Genomic DNA, 20,596 nt, shown 5'->3' with positions numbered 1-20,596 from the left:
GCCTTGGGGGCCGGTGTCGCCTTGGAAGCCTTGGGTGCCCTGGGGGCCGGTATCGCCTTGGGGGCCGGTGTCGCCTTGGAAGCCTTGGGGTCCCTGCGGCCCAGATCTCCATTTATCGCGGCGAAACAGATCGAGAAACAGCGGGTTTCGGCTTATGGTGCTCAGAGCCCCGTTGGGGCCAGGAACTCCAGGGCTCGTATGGATGACTTCTCTGACAGCTGGTGATCTCTCTGAGGCGACAGCCTGACTGACTCCCATTNGGCCGAGGAGGCTGCTGGTCGCCGTCGCGAGGAAGACCGCCCTCACTACTTTCCGATTCAGTGAACTGCGACTCACGACGGGCATCTCCATCCGGGGGGAGAAAAACATGTTCGTAGGCAGGGCGTCCGCTGCCTTTGGCCTGAGGTGTGCCGCTATCGCGGGTGGTCTGGCCTCTCGTAACGATGATGTTCACCTAGACGTGGAAACCGTGACGTCGCTGAACGACGGAGTCGGTGGCCAGCGGTTATGGCCTGGACGGAGTGGTCATCCAGAACGGCCAGTAGCCCTATTCATCCGAAAGTCTGAGTGTGCGGCGACGGGGTCGGAGTGTCGCAGCTCCTGGTGAAGGGCCGGCGATGGTCTGCCATTCCGGATCATTCCTCTGGACTACTTCCACCGGCTGCTGTNGCACCGCCCGGTGGGCCAGGGCAGGGTATTCGCAGGTGTCCGTGCCTGCGGCGCCTGGGTGGCCTCGACCCGGAGTCGGTAGGAGAACGACTCGCCACAACGGTCTTCTCCTGTAGTTCTCGACCGCGCCTCCTGGCGATGTTTACTACTCGCGGAGGTAGGTGTAAACGCCGGGTCTCGTCGCGCCTAAAACGGACATTCGTAGCAGTCGGAGGTCTCTGCGGGGCACCATCAATCGATATCAGGCCGATGGCCTGGTGGCCGCACGGCACGCCGACCGGAAAGCGGCTGGATGGGGCCGGCGGCCGCACACCACGTAACGTCGAGGTTGTGTGCCGACGATTGTGATGCGGTGGAAATGCGCAGTCGGCTGCTAGCGCAACAGAGGCCCCAATGGGGCGTTCTCCACAAGTTCACGGGAAGGTGTAGTCGGCGTCCGGCCGCCCGCGGCCTCCCTCAGGAGCTCGGTCTATTCAGGCGTCGGAAGGCATGGAAAGACAACCAGCTGTCGGCCGGAGAGAATACGTGCTTGTCGCGCTACATGTCGGCTTGGTGCGGGCCGCGGCTCATGACGATGCGGGAGCGGGGCCATGAGTGCGGAGTGCGAAGTCAGGGCCCGGTAGGGACCGAAGCATTGCGCAGTGTGTCCAGGATGGTCTCCACCGGCTGGGCGCCCGAGATGCCGTACGCGCGGTCGACGGCGTAGAACGGCACACCCCGTATGCCGAGCGTGCGGGCCTGCTGGATGTCGTGGTGGACGTCGTCGGCGTAGGTGTCGCCGTTGAGGACGTCACGAGTGGCGTCGGCTGGCAGCCCGACCTCGGTGGCAAGTCGGACGAGCGTGCCCAGGTCATCCGCGGCGGAGCCGTCCACCAGGACGGCACGCAGCAGCCGCTCCTTCATCGGGTCGGCCAGGCCGTGCGCTGCCGCGAAGTGGACGAGGCGGTGCGCGTCGAAGGTGTTGGCGGTGACGGCCCGGTCGAGCTGGTACGTCAGTCCTTCTTCGGCAGCCAGCGCACTGACGCGGTCGTTCATCGTTCTGACCTCGGACGGGGCGACGCCGTACTTGCGTGCGAGCATGGCCGAGGTCGGGATGTTCTCCCCACGCGGCTGCGTCGGGTCGAGCTGGAAACTGCGCCAGACCACCTCGACCTCGCCGGCCCGCTCATACCGGGCGAGCGCTGCCTCCAGCCGTCGCTTGCCGATGTAGCACCACGGGCAGACGATGTCGGACCACACTTCGATCTTCATGGTTCACCGCCCCTTCGTCGGCCCGGCCGTCAGCGGACGCAGCGCTTCGGTGGGCACCCACCCGGCCCGCCCCGCGAGCGCGCGTCGGCCGGCCTCCCGGAGCGCGGAGAGGCGGCTCGGCCCCCGTTCGACCACCGCCACATGCTCGACATTACGGGAGGATTTCTCGGGTGCGGGAGGGACCGACGACGGTGCCGAGTCCACGGATGCTTCGAGGACCGGCCCTGGGGCTCGTGAGNGGGTGTCCGCTGTCGCGCGGCTACGGTCCGCTACCTCGCTGCCTGTCTGCCGGGAAAGCGGCTGCACGGCACGTCAATTGCCGAATGCGCGCCGCACCCCGGCCCCTGAATGTGGTGTTCATCACAACAGGCAGTCAAATTCGCGACTCGAGGGTCATTCCCTGTGTCGCAGGCCACTCGGCCGTCTGATCGCTCCGTGCTAACCGGATACGGACTTGTCGCACCTCTGTGCAAGGCTGAGGTCGGCTCGGATCTGGTCGCCGATGCCAGGACGTTCNCCGGTTGCCGATGTTGAGCAGGAGAACTGATGAAACGGATTGCCGAACTCGCTGTCCGTCGCCGATGGCTCGTCGTCATCGGCTGGGTGGTCTTTATCGTTGCGGCACAGGTGATCGCCGGTGCGATGGGCGGGGCCTCCTACAAGGACACCTTCAGCCTCCCGGACACCGAGACCGCGTCCGTGGCGGAGGTGCTCGAGGACGCTGGCCTGAACAATCAGAACGGCGTCGCGGGCACGGTCGTGCTCAAGGCCAAGTCCGGGGAGTTCGCCGCGGCGCCTCCGGAGCTGAAGCCGGCCTTCGTCGAGGTGTGCGCCTCGGGCAACTTTGTGGCCCAAATCACATCGCCGTGGGAAACGATCGACTGCTCGAACAGCGATGCCAGCGGACCGGGAAGCGCGACGCTGCTCAACAGCGCGCGCGGCTCGACCACGGCGCTGGTCACGATCATGTGGGAGAACGACCACTTCGAGCCCGAACTGTTCAAGAACGTCTATGACGAGCTGAAGACGCTGCGTAGCGACTCTCTCCAGGTCGAGTTCACCGGTGGCGCCTTCGCCGGTATCGGGCAGAGCGACGGGTCGGGCGTGTCGGTGTTCATCGGCTTCATGGCCGCGCTCATCATTCTCGCGGTGGTGTTCCGCACTGTGGCCGCGACGGTGCTGCCGTTGGCCAGCGCGCTGGTCGCCCTCGTCAGCGGCCTCGGCGTGATCTACATCCTCAGCCATGCCATCAACGTCTCCAACATCACCCCGGTCCTGGCCGAGCTGATGGTGATCGGTGTCGGCGTCGACTACGCGCTCTTCATCGTCACGAGGCATCGCCGCAATCTCCGGCGCGGCATGCCCGTCGCGGAGTCGATCGTGAACGCGGTGAACACCTCCGGGCGGGCAGTGCTGTTTGCCGGCACAACTGTGTGCATCGCCATTCTCGGTCTCATCGCGCTCGGGGTGAGCTTCTTCAACGGCATGGCGGTGGCGACCGCGCTCGCGGTCGGTTTCACCATGATCGCATCACTCACCCTGCTGCCCGCCCTGCTCAGCCTGTTCGGCCTCAAGGTGCTGCCCCGCCGGCAGCGGGCGGCGGTGCGGGCCGGCGACTTCATTGATGACCGCCCGGTTGGTTTCTGGGCGAGCTGGTCGCGGTTCGTCGCCAACCGGCCTGTCATTGTCGCGATCGTCTCGGGCGCGCTGATGATCGTCATCGCGTTGCCGTTCTTCTCGCTGGAGCTGGGTTCCAGCGATCAGGGCAGCGACCCGAAGAGCGCCACGACCCGCGCCGGCTACGACCTGATCGCTTCCGACTTCGGCGTCGGCTACAACTCGATGCTGGAAGCCGTCGTGAGCGGCCCNGGCGCCGCGGACGACGCATACCTGGAACGCGTGTCGAAGGCGCTGTCCGACGTCCCGGGAATCGACCCGGCCAGCATCGGGACCCTGCCGCTGGCCAAGGAAATCGCGTTCGTGACGTTCAAGACGACCACGTCACCGCAGTCGGAGAAGACCTACGAACTGGTCCGGCACCTTCGTTCCACCGTCTTGCCGCCGCTGTACGACGGCACGGACAACCGCATTTACACCTACGGTGAAACGGCGATCAACGTCGACTTCGCCGAGGTTCTCAGCCGGAAGATGCCGGTGTTCATCGCGGTCGTGGTCGGCCTGTCGTTCGTCCTGCTGCTCATCGCTTTCCGGAGCCTGGTCATCCCGTTGACCGCCGCGGTGATGAACCTGCTGGCGGCGGGTGGTTCGTTCGGTCTGGCCGTGGNGATCTTCCAGTACGGCTGGCTCTCCGAGGGTATGGGCGCCGGACCCGGCGGACCGATCGATGCCTGGATGCCGGTCATGCTGTTCGCCATCCTGTTCGGCCTGTCGATGGACTACCAGGTGTTCCTCGTCAGCCGCATGCATGAGGAATGGATACACACCCGTGACAACAAGCGGTCGGTGACGATCGGGCAGGGCGAGACCGGTGGCATCATCACGGCCGCCGCCATCATCATGATCGCCGTCTTCCTCGGCTTCGTACTCAGCCCCGGCCGGCCGATCAAGATTTTCGGCACCGGTCTGGCATCCGCTGTGTTCCTCGACGCTTTCGTCCTCCGGACGATGCTCGTGCCGTCGCTCATGCACCTGCTCGGCAAATCCAACTGGTACCTGCCGAAATGGCTGGACCGCATCACTCCCCATGTCTCGGTCGAACCGGCCGACGAGGTCGTGACGCCCAACCCGGCACCCCTCGCCGTCGACAGCGACTCCGTCGTCGTCGACGACGCCGTGGACGACGACGTGGACGACAACGCCGGACGGGAGCCGGAGCCGGCAAGCTCCTGATCCGCTGCTCGGTAGTGCAGTCCGGCTGCCCCGACCACAGCTTCCCGACTCTCACCGGTCGGGAAGCTGTGGCGGCCGGCCTGATGGCAGCAACACCTCGGCGAACCGGCGAACCGGCGGAGCCACCCGCCGAAGCTCGTTCCCGCCACTGCGCCGCAGGACGAGCCGATCAGCGCCGGCGGTGTGGTAATCGCGGACATACAGGCCCGGTTGGCCGATGATGCCCTCGCAACACGCGACAGTTGTCGTCATCGCGAACAGCCCGGGTGCTCCTGGAGAGGGTGGCAGTGTCCGAATATCAGGTCGTCTCGTTTCTGACCGACTATGGCCTCAGCGATGGTTTCGTGGCGACGTGCCACGGGGTGCTGCTCGGCATCACCCCCAACGTGCGGGTGATTGATATCAGCCATGCTGTGCCACCGCAGGACATCCGGACCGGGGCACGTCTGCTCGCCAGGGTCACGCCGTACCTGCCGAAGGCGATTCATGTCGCGGTTGTCGATCCGGGCGTCGGCGGGCAGCGTCGGCCCGTCGCCGTGGACACCGCCCGCGGCATCTTCATCGGCCCGGACAACGGCCTTCTCGGCTGGGCGGTGGAACGGGCCGGCGGCGCGCTCGCCGCGTACGAGCTCACCAACAGGAAGCTCTTCCGAGAGCCGGTGTCACGCACCTTCCACGGGCGCGACATCTTCGTGCCCGTCGCCGGCCATCTCGCCCGCGGTACCGCTCTGGCCGAGGTCGGGCCGGAAATACCGACAGACTCACTGGTTGCCCTGCCGGCGCCGGTGGAGAGGCTCGAAGGCGGTGAGCTGCTGTCGGAGGTGATCCTGGCCGACCACTTCGGCAATCTTCACCTGGCCAGCGCGGCCGACCGGCTCGATTCCCTCTCGCTGTCGGTCGGCCACCCGGTGGTCTGTGTCACGCCCGCCGGTGAACACAGTGCGACCTACGTCGAGGTCTTCGAGGAGGTCCCGGTGGGTGAGTTGGCCTTCTACGCGGACGCGGTGGGGCAGTTGACCATCGCGGTGAACTCCGGAAACGCGGCGGAACGGCTCGGCGTCAGCACCGGCGAGCTACTCCGGATCCGCCTGGCACCCTGAGCCGCGATGCTCGCAGCCGGGTTTCCGGGCGGCCCGAAGCCGACGCCACAGCCGTGCCTGCCGGGCGTCCCGGCGCTGTCGCCTGGTGCGCGGGGTCGTCGGATGGCGCCGCGGCGGCAGCCGGCGGACGACGGCCGCGCGGGTGCGAAGCACNGCGTGGATGGCCGCCCGGACCGGCACCGGTGGAAGGACCAGGCCGACACCCTCCCGCACCGGCGGCTCGAGCATCGTCGCGACGAACGGCCGGACCAGAGGCGCCAGCGGCCGCGGCAACTGTGACTCGGCCAGCGCGATGGTCGCCTCGCTGATGCGTTCCCCGAGCGGGGAGTAGGCCGCATGGTCGCGCTCCCAGCGAGCAAGACAGACGGCCAGGCCGTCGTAGTCGGCGGGGAGGCCGCGCACGCCCATCCGTTGACCCAGCTCGATATAGAACCGCGCCACGGCGGCGCGCTCGCCCGGGGTAGGTGAACGCCACCCGTACCGGTCCAGCCAGCGGACCAGGGTCACGGCGAGCGACGCGACGGCGTAACACTGATCGCCATCGGTGATGCCCTGCCCGCGATGTGCCCTGTTGACCATTCGCAGGACGTCCCGTCCCACCGGCGAATCGAACCCGTGCTCAAGAAGGTCCCCGAACGTGAGCGAGGTTTCCTCCGCCCGCTCGGCGAGCGCGTCGATCGATCCGACGACGCTCGCCGTGCTCGGTACCGCGAACAGGTGCCAGATCGTCAGCTTGCCGGCCGTCCGGGCATCCCACGGAAACTCGTGGAAGACGAGGAGACGAACGATCTCGAGCCAGTCCCGGTCGGGATCGAGACCCGCGGTGCGGATCGCGCGCCGGCCGGGTCCGCCGCGCCCGCGGCGGTCGCCACTGGGAACGATCACATGGCCGAGTATGGACGGNGTGTCACTACAGATCGGAGAAATGTAACAAACCGGACAGTGGCTCGGCGAGTACGCGAGATACAGGTTGGCAGTCCACGACAGCCGGTTATCAATTTTTGCAGCCTGTGTGGGATGCCCGGTCGGCTGAATTCACCCCCAGGTGGTGATAGAGAAACGGGTGATGGGTGCGCCGGGCTCCTGGGCCACCATCAGTGCGAACCTCTTCTCGGTGGTGTAGACGCAGATCTTGGTACCCGCCCCCACTTCCTCCAGCTTGATGTTTCTCGTCCAGGTGGTCTGGGAGCGGCAGGTCTCGTAGTCGCCACGTTCGCCCTCCAGGATGGCGAGCTGGGAGGTCTCGGTGCCGTAGATGACGTTGCGACTGGTGTTGATGTCCATGTCGGTGACCGCGACCCCGGGCGCCCCCCAGGCGGGAGCGGTGGAGTCGAGATTCAGCCGGGCTCCGGCGAGGTTGAGCGCAACATCGCCGGTGTTCCGGACAGTCGCGTTGGGTGCGGGCTGTGCGGGTGCCGCCTCCGAACCCCAGACTGTGACGCGGAAGGTCGTGCCCAGCCTTCCGTGAGCTTGCGCCACCAGGAGTGCGTATCTCCGTTCGCTGGTGAACACGCAGATGTTGGTGCCGACCGCCAAGTCCACCAGCGCCACAGGCGATTTCACGTAAGTCTGGGAGCGGCAGGTTTCGTAGTCGCCGTCCTGGCCGCCGAGGAGCGCCAGCCCGCTGGCGCCGACAGCATTGGCCTTGCCGCCGCTGGTGGTGGTGATGATGTCGTGAATGGCGTTGTTCGCCTTCTCCAGCGACCCCCAGTCGGGCGTGGCGGAGTCGAGATCCACATGGGCTCCATTGGGGAGCAGGGACGCCTGTCCTGTGCGCCGGACGACCAGCTGCGTCCCAGGCGGTTGAGCGCCTGCGGTCTGCTCCGCAGACGGCAGTGTGCCCGAGGTGGGCTCCTCGGACGGTTGAGTGCCCGACGTCGGCCCCGTGGACGGGCTGTGTGACGGGGCCGGGCCGTGTGACGGGGCCGGCATCGTGGTGGTCGTGGGCGGCGTCCGCGATCCTGTTCTCCCCGCGCCGTCCGTCTGCGTGACGATAATGCCGATGTTCGCGACGAGTGCGCCGAGGATCCCGGCGATTCCGTAGACAGCGTAGCGGCGCCATGGCTTTCGCCGACTTCTCGTCGGGGCCGCCGGCGAGTCCGCCCTGCTGGACGCCGCGGGCCTTGACTCCTCCAGGGCGGACGGTTTTCCGCGTTGGACATCACCTGGACTGAGGTCCAGAGTGTCCGAGATGAAGTCCGTTTCGGACAAGCCGCGTAGCAGCCGGGAGAGTTCCGCTGCCGTAGGTCTTTCCGTGGGGACCTTGGCCAGGCAGCGTTCGATGAGTTGCCAGCTCGGGTCGGACAGCCGGGCGGGTCGCCGGGGGGCTTCGAGGACGTGGGCGANGGCTATGCGTCCGGCGTCGCCCTCGAAGGGACGGTGGCCGGCGAGGAGCTCGTACATCACGACGCCGAAGGCATAGATGTCGATCGCCGCGGTGACGTCTTTCTGGCCGTTGATCTGCTCGGGTGCCATGTAGGGGAGGGTGCCCGGCTGACCTTCCGAGGCAGTCACCCCCGGTAAATCCAGAATACGGGCTATGCCATAGTCGGCGAGCCTGATCTGAATCGGGTCAACCTGCTCCACCAGCAGGTTCGCTGGTTTGACGTCGCGGTGAACCACACCGTGGCCGTGCAGGAAGGCCAAGGCGGCGGCGAGCTGGCGCAGAACCTCGAAGTACCACCCGGCCGGTGGTGGTGCGACCGGCCGCAGCTCGGCGAGAACCCGGGTGAGGTCGCCGCTGTAGAGCGGCATGACGACGGCAGCCGTGGTGTCGTCGGTGACGATATCCAGAGCGTGGACGAGATGCGGGTGGATCAGCTCGGAGAGCAGGTCGAGCTCGCGTTGGAACCGGATCGCCTGCCTGCGATCCGCGAGCAGCTCGGGCCGGATCTCCTTGACAGCGACCTGACGACCACGGTCGTCCTCGGCCCGCCAGACGGTGCCGAAACCGCCCGTGCCGATGCGTTCACGAATGCGGTACCGGCCGATGATCCGGCCGCCCTCTCCAGCCTGGCCGTGCTTGGCATGGTCCGGGCCGTGCCGCTCGGGGCCGTGGATACGGCTGTCGCCCACTCGCCCGGACCACGGCGGCGCGACAGCCACTCCCCGGCTAGCACGCGCCGAGGCCGTCCCCGCCGCGCCGAGATGCGCCAGGCCAGGCATTCCACCCACACGGGCGTCCGCCAGGGCTGCCTGAAACCCCCCGGTCAACCCGGCGACGAGCGAGGGACGGTCCGCCGGGGCGGGTGCCAGCATGGAGCGGAGCAGGTCGGCCACGTCGGCGGGGACGTCCTGGCGGTCCAGCTCGGGTAGTCGCTGGGCGAGCAGGCCGGGCAGATCGCGGTAGGGGGACCTGCCGGTGAGCAGCGTCCACAACGCGGAACCGGCCATGTAGACGTCGCTGGCCGGCGTCCAGTCGAAGCCATGAACCGCCTCCGGTGGCCAGTGCAGACCGGGACCGGTTTCGGTGGCTTCGTCGAGAACGTCGATGCGGGCGTCGGCGAGTGCGATGCCGCCGTCGGGGCGCAGGAGCAGGTTTCCCGGGGTGATGTTCCCGTGGAGTACGTGGCGGGTGTGCATGGCGTCGAGGGCGCCGACGATGGCGGTGCTGGTGGACAGGACGAGGTCGAGGGGGAGTGGGCCGTCGGCGTGCAGGAGGTCGGCGAGGGAGCGTTCCATCCGAGGTGAGACGAGGTAGGCGGTGGCCGTCGGAGGTGACACCGTCGGCGATCAGCGGCACGATCTGCGCACTGGGAGGTAGTTCCCGTAACTGGCGCGTGCGGGCACGCAGACGGTCGAGAGAGGCGCCCTCGAGCCGGGCTTTGATCAGGTGGACGACCACACGCTGGTGATTGTCCACCTGGACGCCCGCGCGGAGCGGGCCGCGGCGGCCGTGGGCCAGGGTCTCCGCGAGTCGATAGCCGGGAACCTCAGTCGCCACCGCAGGCCAGTCCGTCTGTAGTGCCCCCGTTGCACACCCGGACATTGTGCCATCGGGCTCCGCCGGTCAGATCGCGCCGGTATCGCGGCCGCCACGGCCCGAGAGGGATGCGCGGCCAGGGCTCGGCACGATGCGCGTATCCGCGGTGGAGCGTCCAGGGCCGGTGAACGGTGCCACAACCGGGTGACTGCCACGGAAGGTGCGTGGGTGGCCTGGCACCCGCGCGTCGTCGACCGCCGCGGAATTACGGCCGCGGCACCGGAGGTTGTCCGGGGCATGACGACTCTCGGACTCATCGGCAGTGGAAACATCGGCGGAACGTTGGCGCGACTCGCCGTGGCCGCCGGATATGACGTGGTTCTGAGTAACTCCCGGGGGCCGGAGACCCTGGCTGACCTGGTCGCCGAGCTCGGGCCGCGCGCTCGGGCGGCGACATCCGCCGAGGCCGGTGCCGCCGGTGACCTGGTGGTGGTGACCGTGCCGCTGCGGGCCTACCTCGACGTCCCGGTGGAGCCACTCGCCGGCAAGGTGGTCATCGACACCAACAACTACTACCCGCAGCGTGACGGGGTGATCGCCGCTCTTGAAGACGAGTCGACCACCACCAGCGAACTGCTCCAGGAGCATCTGCCGACGTCCAAGGTGGTCAAGGCGTTCAACAACATCTACTTCGTGCATCTCCTGGAACTGGCCCGACCGGCTGGCGCCCCCGACCGCTCGGCGCTGGCGATCGCCGGCGATGACCCGGCGGCGAAGGCGACCGTCACCGGGTTCCTCGACGCGATCGGTTATGACGCTGTGGATGCCGGTCCGCTCGCCGAGGGCTGGCGCTACCAGCGGGACACCGCCGCCTACGCCGGCCTCTACTCCACCGGCGGCTTCCCCGGCGTGGCGCGCCCCGCCGGCCCTGACAGGGTGCGGGCGGCCCTCGCGGCTTCCCGCCGATACGCGGACGTCGCCGGCTGAGGACTCGGTCGACGTGACCGGGGCCGGCCGGTGTGCTCTGCCAGGACGCGTTCCCCGGGCGCACGCGGTGCTGGCCCGGCCTGCGCGCCTCCGAGCGAGCCCTGCCGTATGCGCCGACCTGCATCGTCTCGACCGTTCCGGGGTCAATACCTCGAACCCCCCGGGGAGGGATCCGCGGGGGACCGACGCGCAGGGCTGGCGGAGGAGCTCCGGGTGGCCGCGGCCGACACGGCGACGGTACGGTCTGGGCGCCAGCATCGGGTGTCGACGAACAGGACGGGACACGCGGGGCCACCGGCCGGCATGTCCGGCGGATCGGTTTCCGCCGGTCAGGTCGAGGAGTAGCTGTGGGCCCGTTGTCGCTGCAGGATCTGATCGATTCCGAGGAGTTCGCGCTTGATCATGCCGGCCTCGCCGTGCTGCCGTCCGAGGTCTGCATCCGGCTGTTGGGCACGGTGCCGGTCGGCCGGGTGGCCTTCGTGTCGGACGGCGAGGTCGTCCTGCTGACCGTCAACCACGCGGTGGACGGCGACAGTGTGGTCTTCCGGTCGGCTGTCGGCTCCAAGCTGTCGGCGGCGGTGAACCACGGCTCGGTCTCCTTCCAGGCCGACTGGTTCGACCCGAAGACCAGGGCGGGGTGGAGTGTCCTGGTCACCGGCGTGGCCAGCGCCGTCGTCGACGGTGCCCAGACCTCGGCGCTGGAGCGTCTCGGCCTGGAGCCCTGGGCGGACGTCGTCGAGCGGCCGTACTGGATCCGGATCGTTCCGCGTTCGGTGACCGGGCGGGCGGTCGTGCGCTCGGAGAGCTGACCTTCGACCCGGCCCCGCGCTGGTGAGCCGCCACCGCGGGGATGCTGGGCGGAGGCCGGGCGGTCCTGCCGACACCAACCGCGGGGGCCCGCTCCACCTCGGTCACGCACGCCTATGTGGCGAGGCGCGGTCTGACGCCGTGGCGTCACCTCAGCGCGCGCCGGGCCTTGGTTGTGGCATTTTCGCGCCCAGTCGCAGCGCGAGTACGTACCCGGTCAGGACGATGAGGTGGAGAAGGAAAAGCCAGAAGCCGACCGCGACGGCCGCGCCCACCGGATAGAAGCCACCGAACGGGGCGCCGAGATCCAGGGTGAACGACAGGAAGAGGACGAAACCCTGCACGAACCCCGCGACGAAGGATCCGGTCGTTCCCGCGGCGCACAACGTCGCCGGCCAGGCCGGCCGGCCCGGGCCGACAACCCGGTAGACAAAGGTCAGCGTCGCGGTCAGTACCAGCCAGTCGACCGTGAACGCGACGACCACGCCGAGAGCCGCCGACAGGCCGCTGTCGGCGAACAGCCGCGCGAGTACCGGCGTCACGAGCAGCACCGGAAGCAGCAGCACCGGCGCGGCGGCCAGAAGCGGCAGCACGCTGAGGCGGCCGCGCCATCCGACCAGATCCTCACGCTGTCCGGCGAGCCGCACGAACGCGCGACGCAGCCCTTCGCCGTAGAACGTGGCTGGTAGCGCCGCGCCTGCCACGACCAGCGGCGACATCGTCGTCGCGGCCTGGAAGGCCGTGTCGACGACCGCGGGTGCGCCCAGACCGACGGGCAGGGCCTCGGCCAGCGAGCCGCCGAGCTCGCGGGTGCGCGGTTCGCCGAGCAGCACGCTGATCAGGCTGATCGCGACCAGCACACCCGGGACCAGTGCGATCGCGGCATAGTAGGTGACCCCGGCGGACATCAGCGCAAGGTCGTGGCCGCGCAGGCCGTCGGCGACCTCCCGACCCAGCGCTACGGCCTGCCGGGCCACTCTTGCCGGCGCACCTTCCACACCGACAGCGTCCACAGAGGACGGCCGCCCCGCACGGTGTCTGCGTCGGGTTCGGTGTGGGAACAGCAGTTGATCTGCTGCTCGGTCAGCCGGTGCCCGCCGGTGGTGGCTCGTTCGAGGCCGGGTAAGCCGAGGTCATGACCAGTGTGACGTCCTCCGGCTGGACCTCGCGCCCGTCGGGGTCGAGGAAGCCGACGCGGACCGGGCGGTCGGTGCCGGTGACCCGACGCAGCACGCTGGGCCCCTCCGGGTGGGGTAGATGATCGTCGCCCCACTGCTGCAGTGCGGTCAGGACCACGTGAAGCTCGCGGCCCGCCGGCGTCAGGTGATAGCCGAAGCGGGGGCGGGCGCCTGGCTCCTGATACGGCTCGCGCCGCATGATCCCGTACTCGACCAGGGTGGCCAGGCGATCGGTCAGCACGTCGGGAGCGATGCCCAGGCTGGCGCGGAACTGGCTGAACCTGGTCGCTCCGAGGAAGGCGTCCCGCAGGACCAGCAGCGTCCAGCGTTCTCCGAGCACGCCCAGGCTGCGCGCGATCGAGCAGGTCGAGTCGGGCACCTTCGGCATCGGCCCATGATATCTAAGTTGGCCATTCATATCCAGCCTGCTAGGTTGTAGAAACCTACCCAGGAGGAACTATGAAGATCGCTGGAAGGACCGCCCTGGTCACCGGGGCCAACCGAGGCTTCGGGCGTCACCTGGCCGAGCAGCTCCGAGACCGGGGCGCCACCGTCTACGCGGGTGCCCGCAACCCGGCCACCGTTGATCTTCCGGGGGTCGTCCCGATCGCCCTGGACGTGACCGACGCCGATTCGGTGGCCGCTGCCGCAGCAGCGACCGACGGCGTCTCCGTGGTCGTCAACAACGCCGGTTCGTCGACCGGCTCGTCGCTGTTGACGGGGCGGATCGCCGACATCCGGCTTGAGATGGACACCCACTACTTCGGGACGCTGGCCGTGATCCGGGCTTTCGCCCCGCGGCTCGCCGAGCACGACGAGAGCTGCGTCCTGAACGTGCTGTCGGTGCTCTCGTGGCTGAGTTTTCCGCAGACAGGCGCATACTGCGCCGCGAAGTCGGCCGAGTGGTCACTGACCAACGCGCTGCGCCTGGAACTGGCGGCGCAGGGGACCAGGGTGAGCTCCCTGCACATCGGCTACATGGACACCGACATGACCGCGCACATCAGTGCGCCCAAGAGCGATCCGGCGGTCATCGCCAAGATCGCACTCGACGGCATCGAAGCGGGTGCACCCGAGATCGTCGCCGACGAGACCAGCCGGCAGGTCCAGGCAGGGCTCTCCGCGGGTGTCACCGGCCTCTACCCGTCGGCCGTCTGAGGGCGCCGGTGGTGCGACCGGACGTCGCGCCGAGGCGCCGGGTCCGTCATCTCGGCTGCCGTGGCACGATGGCGGGCCACGGCAGCCGTGTTCGCGCATCTGACGGAGCAGTAGCTGCGCCGGCCGTTGCGCGACACGTCGACGAATGCCATCTCGCACGTCGCGTGTCTGCAGCGCCCGAGCCGGTCCGCCCCGCCACCGCAGATCACCTGAGCCAACCCCGAGCTCGTGATCGCTTTGATCCGCGCCACGACGCCAGAATCAGGCAGCCGGTAATGCAGGTGCGGACGCCCGTCATGCGCCGAGATATACGGCGAGCCGGTTGATTCCGCCAGCAGGTCGTTGACCAGGCCGTGGAGCCGGTCGTCCGACGGCAGGCCGAAACACGCGCCCAGTCGGTCGGCCCAGCGCAGCAGGTCCGTTCGCGCGGCGTCGTTGTCGAGTTCCGCCCCGACCACCGCGTGGCCCNGCAGAACCGCCCGCACCAGATGCGCGGGTGCATTCCGCTCGAGATTTGCCAGGTCAGCCGCCAGGTGAGCCCCATGCATACTGTAATGGTTGAATTGCACCTTGCCAGTCCAGCACTCTCGGAGGTGCCGTGCAAGACGCGCCTATCGTCAGAGGAGCTGAGTTCGTGACGGTGATGCATGCGACGGCCGCCGGCACCCTGCGGGGCGAGATCCAGAAGATGGCCGGCTCCGTCTTCCGGCACGAGGCACTGCGGAACGACTTCTACGAGAGGTGGACGACTCGGCCCCTGCCAGCGGAGGAAGTCAGGGTGTTCGCCGTGGAATACCTGACCAGAACCATCAGGACGAGCGAGATGGTGGCGCTGTCCGTAGTGAACACGGCAGACCGTGCCGCACGGGTCGAATGCGTGAAGAATCTGTTCTCCGAATATGGCGGGGGTGACCCGGAGAAGGTGCGGACCAGCGGGTTGTCCAGGGAGCCCTGCTGGCGCAGGAATGGCTGGCGTACTCGATGATGGTGAGGTTGTACGAGGGCGTTCGCAACTACAAGAGCTACTACAGCTCCGAAGAGGAGTTCCACGAGCACTGCGAGTACTTCTACGTCCACATCGGGGAGGCGGAGAAGGAACACCGGATCCAGGCGGTCGAGTCCGCCGCCCCCCAGGTGTGCGCCGACGCCACCGACCTTGCCCGGGTCCAGGCCGGCTTCGACGGCTTCCTCGACCTGACCGTGCACTACTGGCGGGGCGTGGTCGCCCGGATGCGCGCGGCGGGTGACCTGAGGGGTGACCTCGCGGGTGGCCTGGAGATCCGAGCCCATGCGAACGCGGTGCCCGCTGCTCGGGCCCGCTAGCGACACCGGCCCGTGGGACCCGAGCCGCGACCCGCAACGCCGCCGCCAGGACGGCGCCCGCCGCCAGGACGGCGCCCGGGGCCGGTGGGTGCCCGCGGGCCTCGTGCTCGCCCAGGTCCTGAGCCTGCAGTGCGGCGCCGCGGTGGCCAAGAACCTGTTCCCCGCCGTGGGCACCACCACGACCGTCCTGATGCGCCTGTGGTTCGCCGCGCTGCTCCTGCTCGCCCTCGCTCGGCCCAACCTTCGAGTGATCTGGGCCAGGGGCATACGTCCGATAGCCGCACTGGGCTGCGTCCTCGCGGCCATGAACATGGCGTACTTCCAGGCCGTCGCCNTCCTACCCCTCGGCATCGCGGCCGTGCTGGAGCTGCTCGGACCACTCGCCGTGGCGACCGTGATGTCGCGGAGCCGGGCAGACATCCTCGCAGCGGTACTGGCATTCGGCGGAATCACACTGATCGCGTTTCCCAGCGGAGCCGGCGTCACTGTCGCGGGCCTGGCACTGGGCCTGCTCGCGGCGATGCTGCGCGCCTCCTACGTCCTGCTGACCGGGCACATCGGGCGCCGGACCGCGGACCTGTCAGGTCTCGCCGTCGCGCTCCTCGTCGGCGCGTTGGTCTTCACGCCGTTCGCCCTGGCTTCTGGGCGCATCGACCGCCTCGGTGATCCGAGGAACCTGGCTCTGGGCCTGCTGGTCGCGGTTCTCTCCTCGGGGCTTCCCTACACGCTCGATCTGCACGCACTGCGGAGAACCAGCGCCAGAGTCTTCGGTGTCCTGCTCTGCCTGGGCCCGGCGGTCGGCGGCATCGTCGGCTATCTCCTGCTGGGGGAGCAGCTCAGCCCTCGGCAGGTGATCGCGGTTCTGCTCATCACCACGGCCGCCCTCGTGGTTTCCCGTCCGAAGGACGCCACTGCAGGCCCACCGCACTCCGTCACCGTGAAGACCTGACCTGACAGAGATCCGGTCGTTCTGGGCTGTGCAGCGGACCGGGCTGCTGCCCGTCACCTCAAACGGGTTGGAGGCATTGGGTCATCTTGTGTCGCTCGTCGAGCAGACCACCGGGATCGACGTCGCAGTACTCGACGCAGGCCCGGACGAGCACGGGCTCACGGTGCGCGACCCGCTCCGGAACTCGGTGTTCATCGGTGTGGCGCGTACCGACCGGCCGATGCGGCAGCGCAGCACCCTCGCCCACGAACTGGCGCATGTCCTGTTCGAGGACTGGTCGCCCGCCGCGGAAGGAACCTGGAGCGAGCGTCGACCAGAGGAGGTACGAGCGGACGCCTTCGCCCGGCACCTGCTCATACCCGTGGAAGGGCTGCGGGAGTTCCTCGGCGACCGCGGCCCGCAGGACATGGACCTTGCGCTGCTTTCACAGGTGACGCAGCGTTTCCTGGTATCCACGCCGATCGCCGCGATCGCCTTGGAACAGGCTGGATACATCACGGAAGCCGTGAAAGCGCAGTGGCGAGCTGTCGCCACGCCGTGGCTGGCAGCGCGGTTCGGCTGGATCGACCAGTACCGTGCCCTGCAGGCCGAGTCCGACCGGCGTCGGGCTCCCCAGCGGCTCCTCGCGCGCGATCAACGGCTATCTGGAACACGTTGTCTCCGCGCAGGCTCTGGCTACGCTCCGCGGGGTCGACGTCGCAACCGTCGAGGCGGAGCTCCGCGAAGCGGGCATCGAAGCAGGAGAGCCACCCCGGGCGTGGACTGACAGTGCCGACCTGCCGACCTGCCGGACGTCGATGGTGGAGGGCCAGAGCCACGCCGCCGGGCATGCTCCGGCCCGCCCGTCTCCGGCCGCCTGGCAGGGCCGCCGATTGGTGGCCGAGGCAGAGCGCGCGGGGTCTGCGGCGAGACCGACTGCCGGGTGATACCCGGCCGCCAATCGGTTGCCGATCATCACCAGTGGCACAAGGACGCTCCCTGCGGTCTTCTGGTGGCGTACAACCCTGCCCATGGTCGACAACGGGGATGCGCGTCGGCAGGCCGGCCGGCGGCGGCTGTGGCTCTTCGTCGGGCTCAGCGTGGCCGGAGCTGCCGCCGCTGTGGCAGGGGTCTTCCATCTGCCGGACCGGATGTACGAGGGGGAGGAAGCCCACGCGGCGTTGCAGGGCGGGTTGCTGACCGTGGCTGCGGCGTTCGTCGCCGTAGCCGGGGGGCTGATCGCGTTGGACGAGACCGGGCAGGCGAACGCCGAGGTACGACGGGCGAACCGAGACACCCATGTCCGGGAGCTGTACGTCGCGGCCATCGGCCTTCTCGGCGGGGACGCCATCGATAGCCGGCTCGGAGGAATCCACGCCCTGGAACGAATCGCGGGGGACTCACCCGAAGATCAGCGCACCGTCCGGGAAGTGCTGTCCGCGTTCGTCCGGGAGCACGCCCGTCCGCCGGCGGCCCCGGGCCCTGACCAGCCAGACGGCGTGCCGGCCACTGACGTCCAGGCTGCGCTGGTCCTTCACTCCCAGCCACCACGCCGCCAGCTCAGCTGACCTCTCCTGCGCCCGCGCGCGCTTGTACCGGTCCAGCGCCTGCGCCGTCCGCAGCCCGTAGCGGACCTGCCGGTCCCGGCCGCCCTTCCCGTGCACGAGCACTACCCGGCGCTGCTCGTCGATGTCCGCCTGCCTGATCCCGGCGAGCTCCGCGCGGCGAAGCCCCGTGTCTAGGAACAGGCGGACGATCGCATGATCGCGCTTGTCCTGGAACGACTTCCCCTTCTCCAGGCTTTTGATCAGCATCTTCAGGTCGTTCTCGGACATGACCGGCACGAGGATCTCCGGTACGGGCGGTGTCGACATCCGCGCCATCGGCGAGACCTCGATCTCGTCCTCCTCGACGCACCAGCGGAAGAACTGCTGCAACGCCCGGTATCGGTTGTTCACCGTGGAGGGGGACTGCCCGCGCTCCNGCAGGTCCGCGAGCCACCGTTCGATGTGCGTCCGGTGGACGTCGCGCGCTCCGGTCACGGTGGCCTCGTCGGCAAGGAACTCGTGGAGCAGGGCCGCGGCCTCGATGTAGGTCCGACACGCTGGTCACTCTCGCCGGCCGCCCGCAAGGAGATCAGCCAGGAGCCGAGCAGGGAGCCGAAGGACCCCCGCCCGATCTTGGCTACGCGCTGTTCTGGATTCGTCACACAGTGAAAGTTATCCGATGGCACCAACGACTAGCGCGTAGCGAGCGGAGGGACGAGAGGGTGGGAACCGCTGCGGCGTAAGGGTTTGTGCACCCAACTAGCACTAATGCGAACCTAAACCTGCAGGTCAACGGCCCGGCGGTGTCCATCGAACCCATCCACGCGAAGATCCGTAGCGCCGGCTACAGCGGCAACACGAACGCCAGGAAAACTGGCTGACGGCCGGCTAAGGCAGCAGAGTGAAGGCGGGGACGTGGCTTGGACGGACCACGCTGAAGTGGCGGCGATCCAGCGTGGCGACGTGCACCGCCTGGAACCTCTCGGCGACCGCGACGACGAAGGCGTCGGCGGTGCCCAGGGGCAGACTCGCATACCGTTCGACCAGAGCCGCGGCCCGATGGGCGTCGGCAGGTGTGACGGGCGCCAGCTCGTAGACACCGTCCGCCACGTCGCGCAGAANGTCGGCCTCGGCCTTCGCTCCGGCCCGGCTGAAGAGCATGTAGCCGATCTCCGAGAGGAGCGGAGCTGGGAGCAGAAGTGGCCCGGGAAAGTTCTGGAGCAGGTCGACGCACTGCCGGTGGTGATCGTCCTTGCGGTTGGCGACCGCCACCACCGGGCCGGTGTCGACGACGATCACGCGGTGCGGCGCCCCTCGGCACCCCACACGTCGCGTACGACTTCCTTGGTGCGCTCGCCCAGATCCGGCTCACCGTCGAAGACGGCGGTCGTGCGGAACCGGCGACGGGGGCGCTCGCCGTGCTCGGCTGCTGCCCATTGCCGCAGCAGCTCAACGGCTTCGGATAGCCGGTCTTCCGGCAGCGCGTCAAGCAGCCGGTGTGCTTCCTCGCGCACGGTCATGCATCCAGTGTAGGAGCCGTGCCCACCGCTGGCCCTGCTACCGACGTGGTCTCCGTCCCGGGAAGTCCGGCATCTCGTTGAGACCCAGCGGTCACAGGCACCCACAGACCCGGCAGCACCCACTGCTGCGGTCGGTGATTTCGATCTTGCGAGGCGGTGGACGAACCCGAACCCGCGGGCCTCTGACCGGGTCCTGCGTGTGGACGTCTTCCAGNTCTCGGGGCCGCGTGCGAACCTGCTCATGCAGGTCAGAGGCTTGATCACGCTGGCTGGTGCGCCCGGCAGGGATCGAACCTGCGACCCAGTGCTTAGAAGGCCCGATTCGATCACTGCGGCGGCGGGACCCGCACAGGTCGCGATGTCCACCGGCGTCCATAGTCGTCCGCCGATGTCCACGGTCGTTGCTACAGGCGCTGCTACACCAGGCCGGATGGACCGGTGCCGCCGACAACCCGCCGAGGAGCAGCAAATCCGTAGTTACATCTGGATCTTCAGTGGAAATCCGCGGAAGTCCACTGCGTTTCGCTGGCCTCGCGCGTTCTGTCGGGCAGCGTCTGCCAGCATCCACCCTTGTCAACTGCGGGTGACGTCTTGGTGGTCAGGGGTGGGGTCAGTGTCGACGGTCTACCGACGGAAGATCGTCGGCGTTCCCGCTCGCGGAGTCCACGGTGGCCAATTGAACTTCTTCTAAGTGATGGGCTGGGCGCTTCCGACGAGTATTGCCTCGGCTATTGACCTCAGTAGAGGTATTTCCTTGTGTAGGCTTTTGGCGTGATAGAAGGGCCGATATCTCGGAAGTTCGTTGTTTTTAGAGTGTACAATCGCATTTCGTGTCTTGTAAATGCGCCTCGCTAGCAGAGTGACCACCCTTGACTCTTCAGTTCCATCGAATGGCACGACATCTCCATCGGAGAAGTCTACCTTATTGTTCTTATAGTGATGAATAGAGTTTCGATCAAGTGACCCTACGGCGTCCATGAGATCCGAGATATTCACGTACTTCGTGAGTACGAGTTCTAGGGCTCGCTGTTCGTTCATGGGGGCCGCATCCTCGCGCTGCTCGCGCGTCAGCTTCGATACGAGTTTTACCAGCTGAGATATATCGCGTTCACGATTCGAGGAGAACCCGGGAGCCTGAATCTTTTTCCGTACCTGCCGGACGACATCCTCGCTGTATATCTGCTCAAAAAAATGTTCAGCGATGTGGTAGTAGCTCAAAAAACTAATCATCGGCTCATTGGCTGCAACCGCCAGTAGATAGTGGTGAACTAGGTCCCTACTAAGAAGCACGCAAGTATCTGGACTCGCTCCCAGTTGATGCAGGCGAGGTGGGGATCGCCGAAGAATCCCATGACG

Annotated in this window: 17 protein-coding genes and 7 pseudogenes; 11 read left to right on the top strand and 13 right to left on the bottom strand. The window is 67.8% G+C overall.

Annotated elements, in window-relative coordinates:
• Positions 1-1,278: 1,278 nt before the first annotated feature.
• The gene (locus UG55_RS25500; protein ID WP_066074199.1) at positions 1,279-1,920 is read right to left on the bottom strand and encodes a DsbA family oxidoreductase; all 642 of its coding nucleotides are present in this window, start codon (positions 1,918-1,920) and stop codon (positions 1,279-1,281) included.
• A 546-nt stretch (positions 1,921-2,466) separates the two neighbouring features.
• Between UG55_RS25500 and UG55_RS43820 the strand changes: the two are divergent.
• From UG55_RS43820 to UG55_RS25490, 4 genes and pseudogenes are all read left to right on the top strand, one after another.
• Positions 2,467-3,788, top strand: a pseudogene (locus UG55_RS43820) (MMPL family transporter); the annotation flags it as partial.
• 1 nt (position 3,789) lies between these two features.
• Positions 3,790-4,204 (top strand): annotated as a pseudogene (locus UG55_RS43815) (MMPL family transporter); the annotation flags it as partial.
• A gap of 1 nt (position 4,205) precedes the next feature.
• A partial coding sequence (locus tag UG55_RS43810) for an MMPL family transporter (RefSeq protein WP_396231020.1) occupies positions 4,206-4,770 on the top strand: 565 nt, incomplete at its 5' end.
• Positions 4,771-5,051: 281 nt separating this feature from the next.
• On the top strand, positions 5,052-5,870 hold the full coding sequence (locus UG55_RS25490; protein ID WP_242425104.1) for an S-adenosyl-l-methionine hydroxide adenosyltransferase family protein: 819 nt from the start codon (positions 5,052-5,054) through the stop codon (positions 5,868-5,870).
• Positions 5,871-6,905: 1,035 nt separating this feature from the next.
• On the opposite strand, the gene UG55_RS30445 is transcribed toward UG55_RS25490, so the two are convergent.
• The 3 genes and pseudogenes from UG55_RS30445 to UG55_RS30440 all read right to left on the bottom strand — a co-directional run.
• Positions 6,906-7,607 (bottom strand): hypothetical protein, encoded by a 702-nt coding sequence (locus UG55_RS30445; RefSeq protein ID WP_206779435.1) that lies wholly within the window; start codon positions 7,605-7,607, stop codon positions 6,906-6,908.
• Positions 7,608-8,105: 498 nt separating this feature from the next.
• Positions 8,106-8,215, bottom strand: a pseudogene (locus tag UG55_RS48275) (serine/threonine protein kinase); the annotation flags it as partial.
• A 1-nt stretch (position 8,216) separates the two neighbouring features.
• Positions 8,217-9,593: serine/threonine-protein kinase (locus UG55_RS30440; RefSeq protein ID WP_206779434.1), on the bottom strand; the 1,377-nt coding region annotated here is incomplete at its 3' end.
• 496 nt (positions 9,594-10,089) lie between these two features.
• Here UG55_RS30440 and UG55_RS25475 point away from each other — a divergent pair.
• Complete coding sequence (locus UG55_RS25475) at positions 10,090-10,779, top strand: NADPH-dependent F420 reductase (RefSeq protein WP_066074204.1); 690 nt, start codon at positions 10,090-10,092, stop codon at positions 10,777-10,779.
• Between the two features lie 347 nt (positions 10,780-11,126).
• A complete protein-coding gene (locus UG55_RS25470) occupies positions 11,127-11,588 on the top strand; it encodes a pyridoxamine 5'-phosphate oxidase family protein (RefSeq protein WP_066074183.1) in 462 nt (153 codons plus the stop codon).
• A gap of 150 nt (positions 11,589-11,738) precedes the next feature.
• Here the strand turns inward: UG55_RS25470 and UG55_RS25465 are convergent, their stop codons facing one another.
• Together UG55_RS25465 and UG55_RS25460 are read right to left on the bottom strand one after the other, a co-directional pair.
• Positions 11,739-12,584, bottom strand: coding sequence for a YihY/virulence factor BrkB family protein (locus tag UG55_RS25465; protein WP_242425103.1), 846 nt, complete (start codon positions 12,582-12,584; stop codon positions 11,739-11,741).
• A gap of 85 nt (positions 12,585-12,669) precedes the next feature.
• A complete protein-coding gene (locus UG55_RS25460) occupies positions 12,670-13,152 on the bottom strand; it encodes a helix-turn-helix domain-containing protein (RefSeq protein WP_066074177.1) in 483 nt (160 codons plus the stop codon).
• Positions 13,153-13,223: 71 nt separating this feature from the next.
• On the opposite strand from UG55_RS25460, the gene UG55_RS25455 reads away from it, so the two are divergent.
• A complete protein-coding gene (locus UG55_RS25455) occupies positions 13,224-13,922 on the top strand; it encodes an SDR family oxidoreductase (RefSeq protein WP_066074174.1) in 699 nt (232 codons plus the stop codon).
• On the opposite strand, the gene UG55_RS43805 is transcribed toward UG55_RS25455, so the two are convergent.
• Entirely contained in the window at positions 13,904-14,131 is a 228-nt protein-coding gene (locus UG55_RS43805; protein WP_255360538.1) for a CGNR zinc finger domain-containing protein, read from the bottom strand. The two genes, UG55_RS25455 and UG55_RS43805, sit on opposite strands and share 19 nt — an antisense overlap.
• A 425-nt stretch (positions 14,132-14,556) precedes the next feature.
• Here UG55_RS43805 and UG55_RS29700 point away from each other — a divergent pair, with 425 nt between their 5' ends.
• The 4 genes and pseudogenes from UG55_RS29700 to UG55_RS25435 all read left to right on the top strand — a co-directional run bounded on the left by UG55_RS29700 (position 14,557) and on the right by UG55_RS25435 (position 17,120).
• Entirely contained in the window at positions 14,557-14,907 is a 351-nt protein-coding gene (locus UG55_RS29700; protein ID WP_199865267.1) for a hypothetical protein, read from the top strand.
• 8 nt (positions 14,908-14,915) lie between these two features.
• Positions 14,916-15,245, top strand: coding sequence for a hypothetical protein (locus UG55_RS29695; RefSeq protein ID WP_199865266.1), 330 nt, complete (start codon positions 14,916-14,918; stop codon positions 15,243-15,245).
• A 397-nt stretch (positions 15,246-15,642) separates the two neighbouring features.
• A complete protein-coding gene (locus tag UG55_RS48270; RefSeq protein ID WP_396231022.1) occupies positions 15,643-16,194 on the top strand; it encodes an EamA family transporter in 552 nt (183 codons plus the stop codon).
• 28 nt (positions 16,195-16,222) lie between these two features.
• Positions 16,223-17,120: pseudogene (locus tag UG55_RS25435) on the top strand (ImmA/IrrE family metallo-endopeptidase).
• A 453-nt stretch (positions 17,121-17,573) separates the two neighbouring features.
• On the opposite strand, the pseudogene UG55_RS48265 reads toward UG55_RS25435, so the two are convergent.
• The 6 genes and pseudogenes from UG55_RS48265 to UG55_RS28910 all read right to left on the bottom strand — a co-directional run.
• Positions 17,574-18,156, bottom strand: a pseudogene (locus UG55_RS48265) (tyrosine-type recombinase/integrase); the annotation flags it as partial.
• A 1-nt stretch (position 18,157) separates the two neighbouring features.
• On the bottom strand, positions 18,158-18,215 hold a 58-nt coding region (locus tag UG55_RS48260; protein ID WP_396231021.1), incomplete at its 3' end, for a hypothetical protein.
• Between the two features lie 393 nt (positions 18,216-18,608).
• A pseudogene (locus tag UG55_RS43795) lies at positions 18,609-18,841 on the bottom strand (PIN domain-containing protein); the annotation flags it as partial.
• Between the two features lies 1 nt (position 18,842).
• Positions 18,843-19,019 (bottom strand): annotated as a pseudogene (locus UG55_RS43790) (VapC toxin family PIN domain ribonuclease); the annotation flags it as partial.
• Positions 19,016-19,240, bottom strand: coding sequence for a hypothetical protein (locus UG55_RS25415; RefSeq protein WP_066074161.1), 225 nt, complete (start codon positions 19,238-19,240; stop codon positions 19,016-19,018). The pseudogene UG55_RS43790 and the gene UG55_RS25415, both read right to left, overlap by 4 nt.
• A gap of 687 nt (positions 19,241-19,927) precedes the next feature.
• Positions 19,928-20,458 carry a hypothetical protein gene (locus tag UG55_RS28910; protein WP_128423182.1) on the bottom strand — a complete coding sequence of 177 codons (531 nt, stop codon included), beginning with the start codon at positions 20,456-20,458 and terminating at the stop codon, positions 19,928-19,930.
• Positions 20,459-20,596 lie beyond the last annotated feature (138 nt).

Source organism: Frankia sp. EI5c (genome assembly GCF_001636565.1).
Lineage (GTDB): Bacteria > Actinomycetota > Actinomycetes > Frankiales > Frankiaceae > Parafrankia.
The sequence above is the reverse complement of the archived record's forward strand: the minus strand, read 5'-3'. Positions and strand labels throughout refer to the sequence as shown.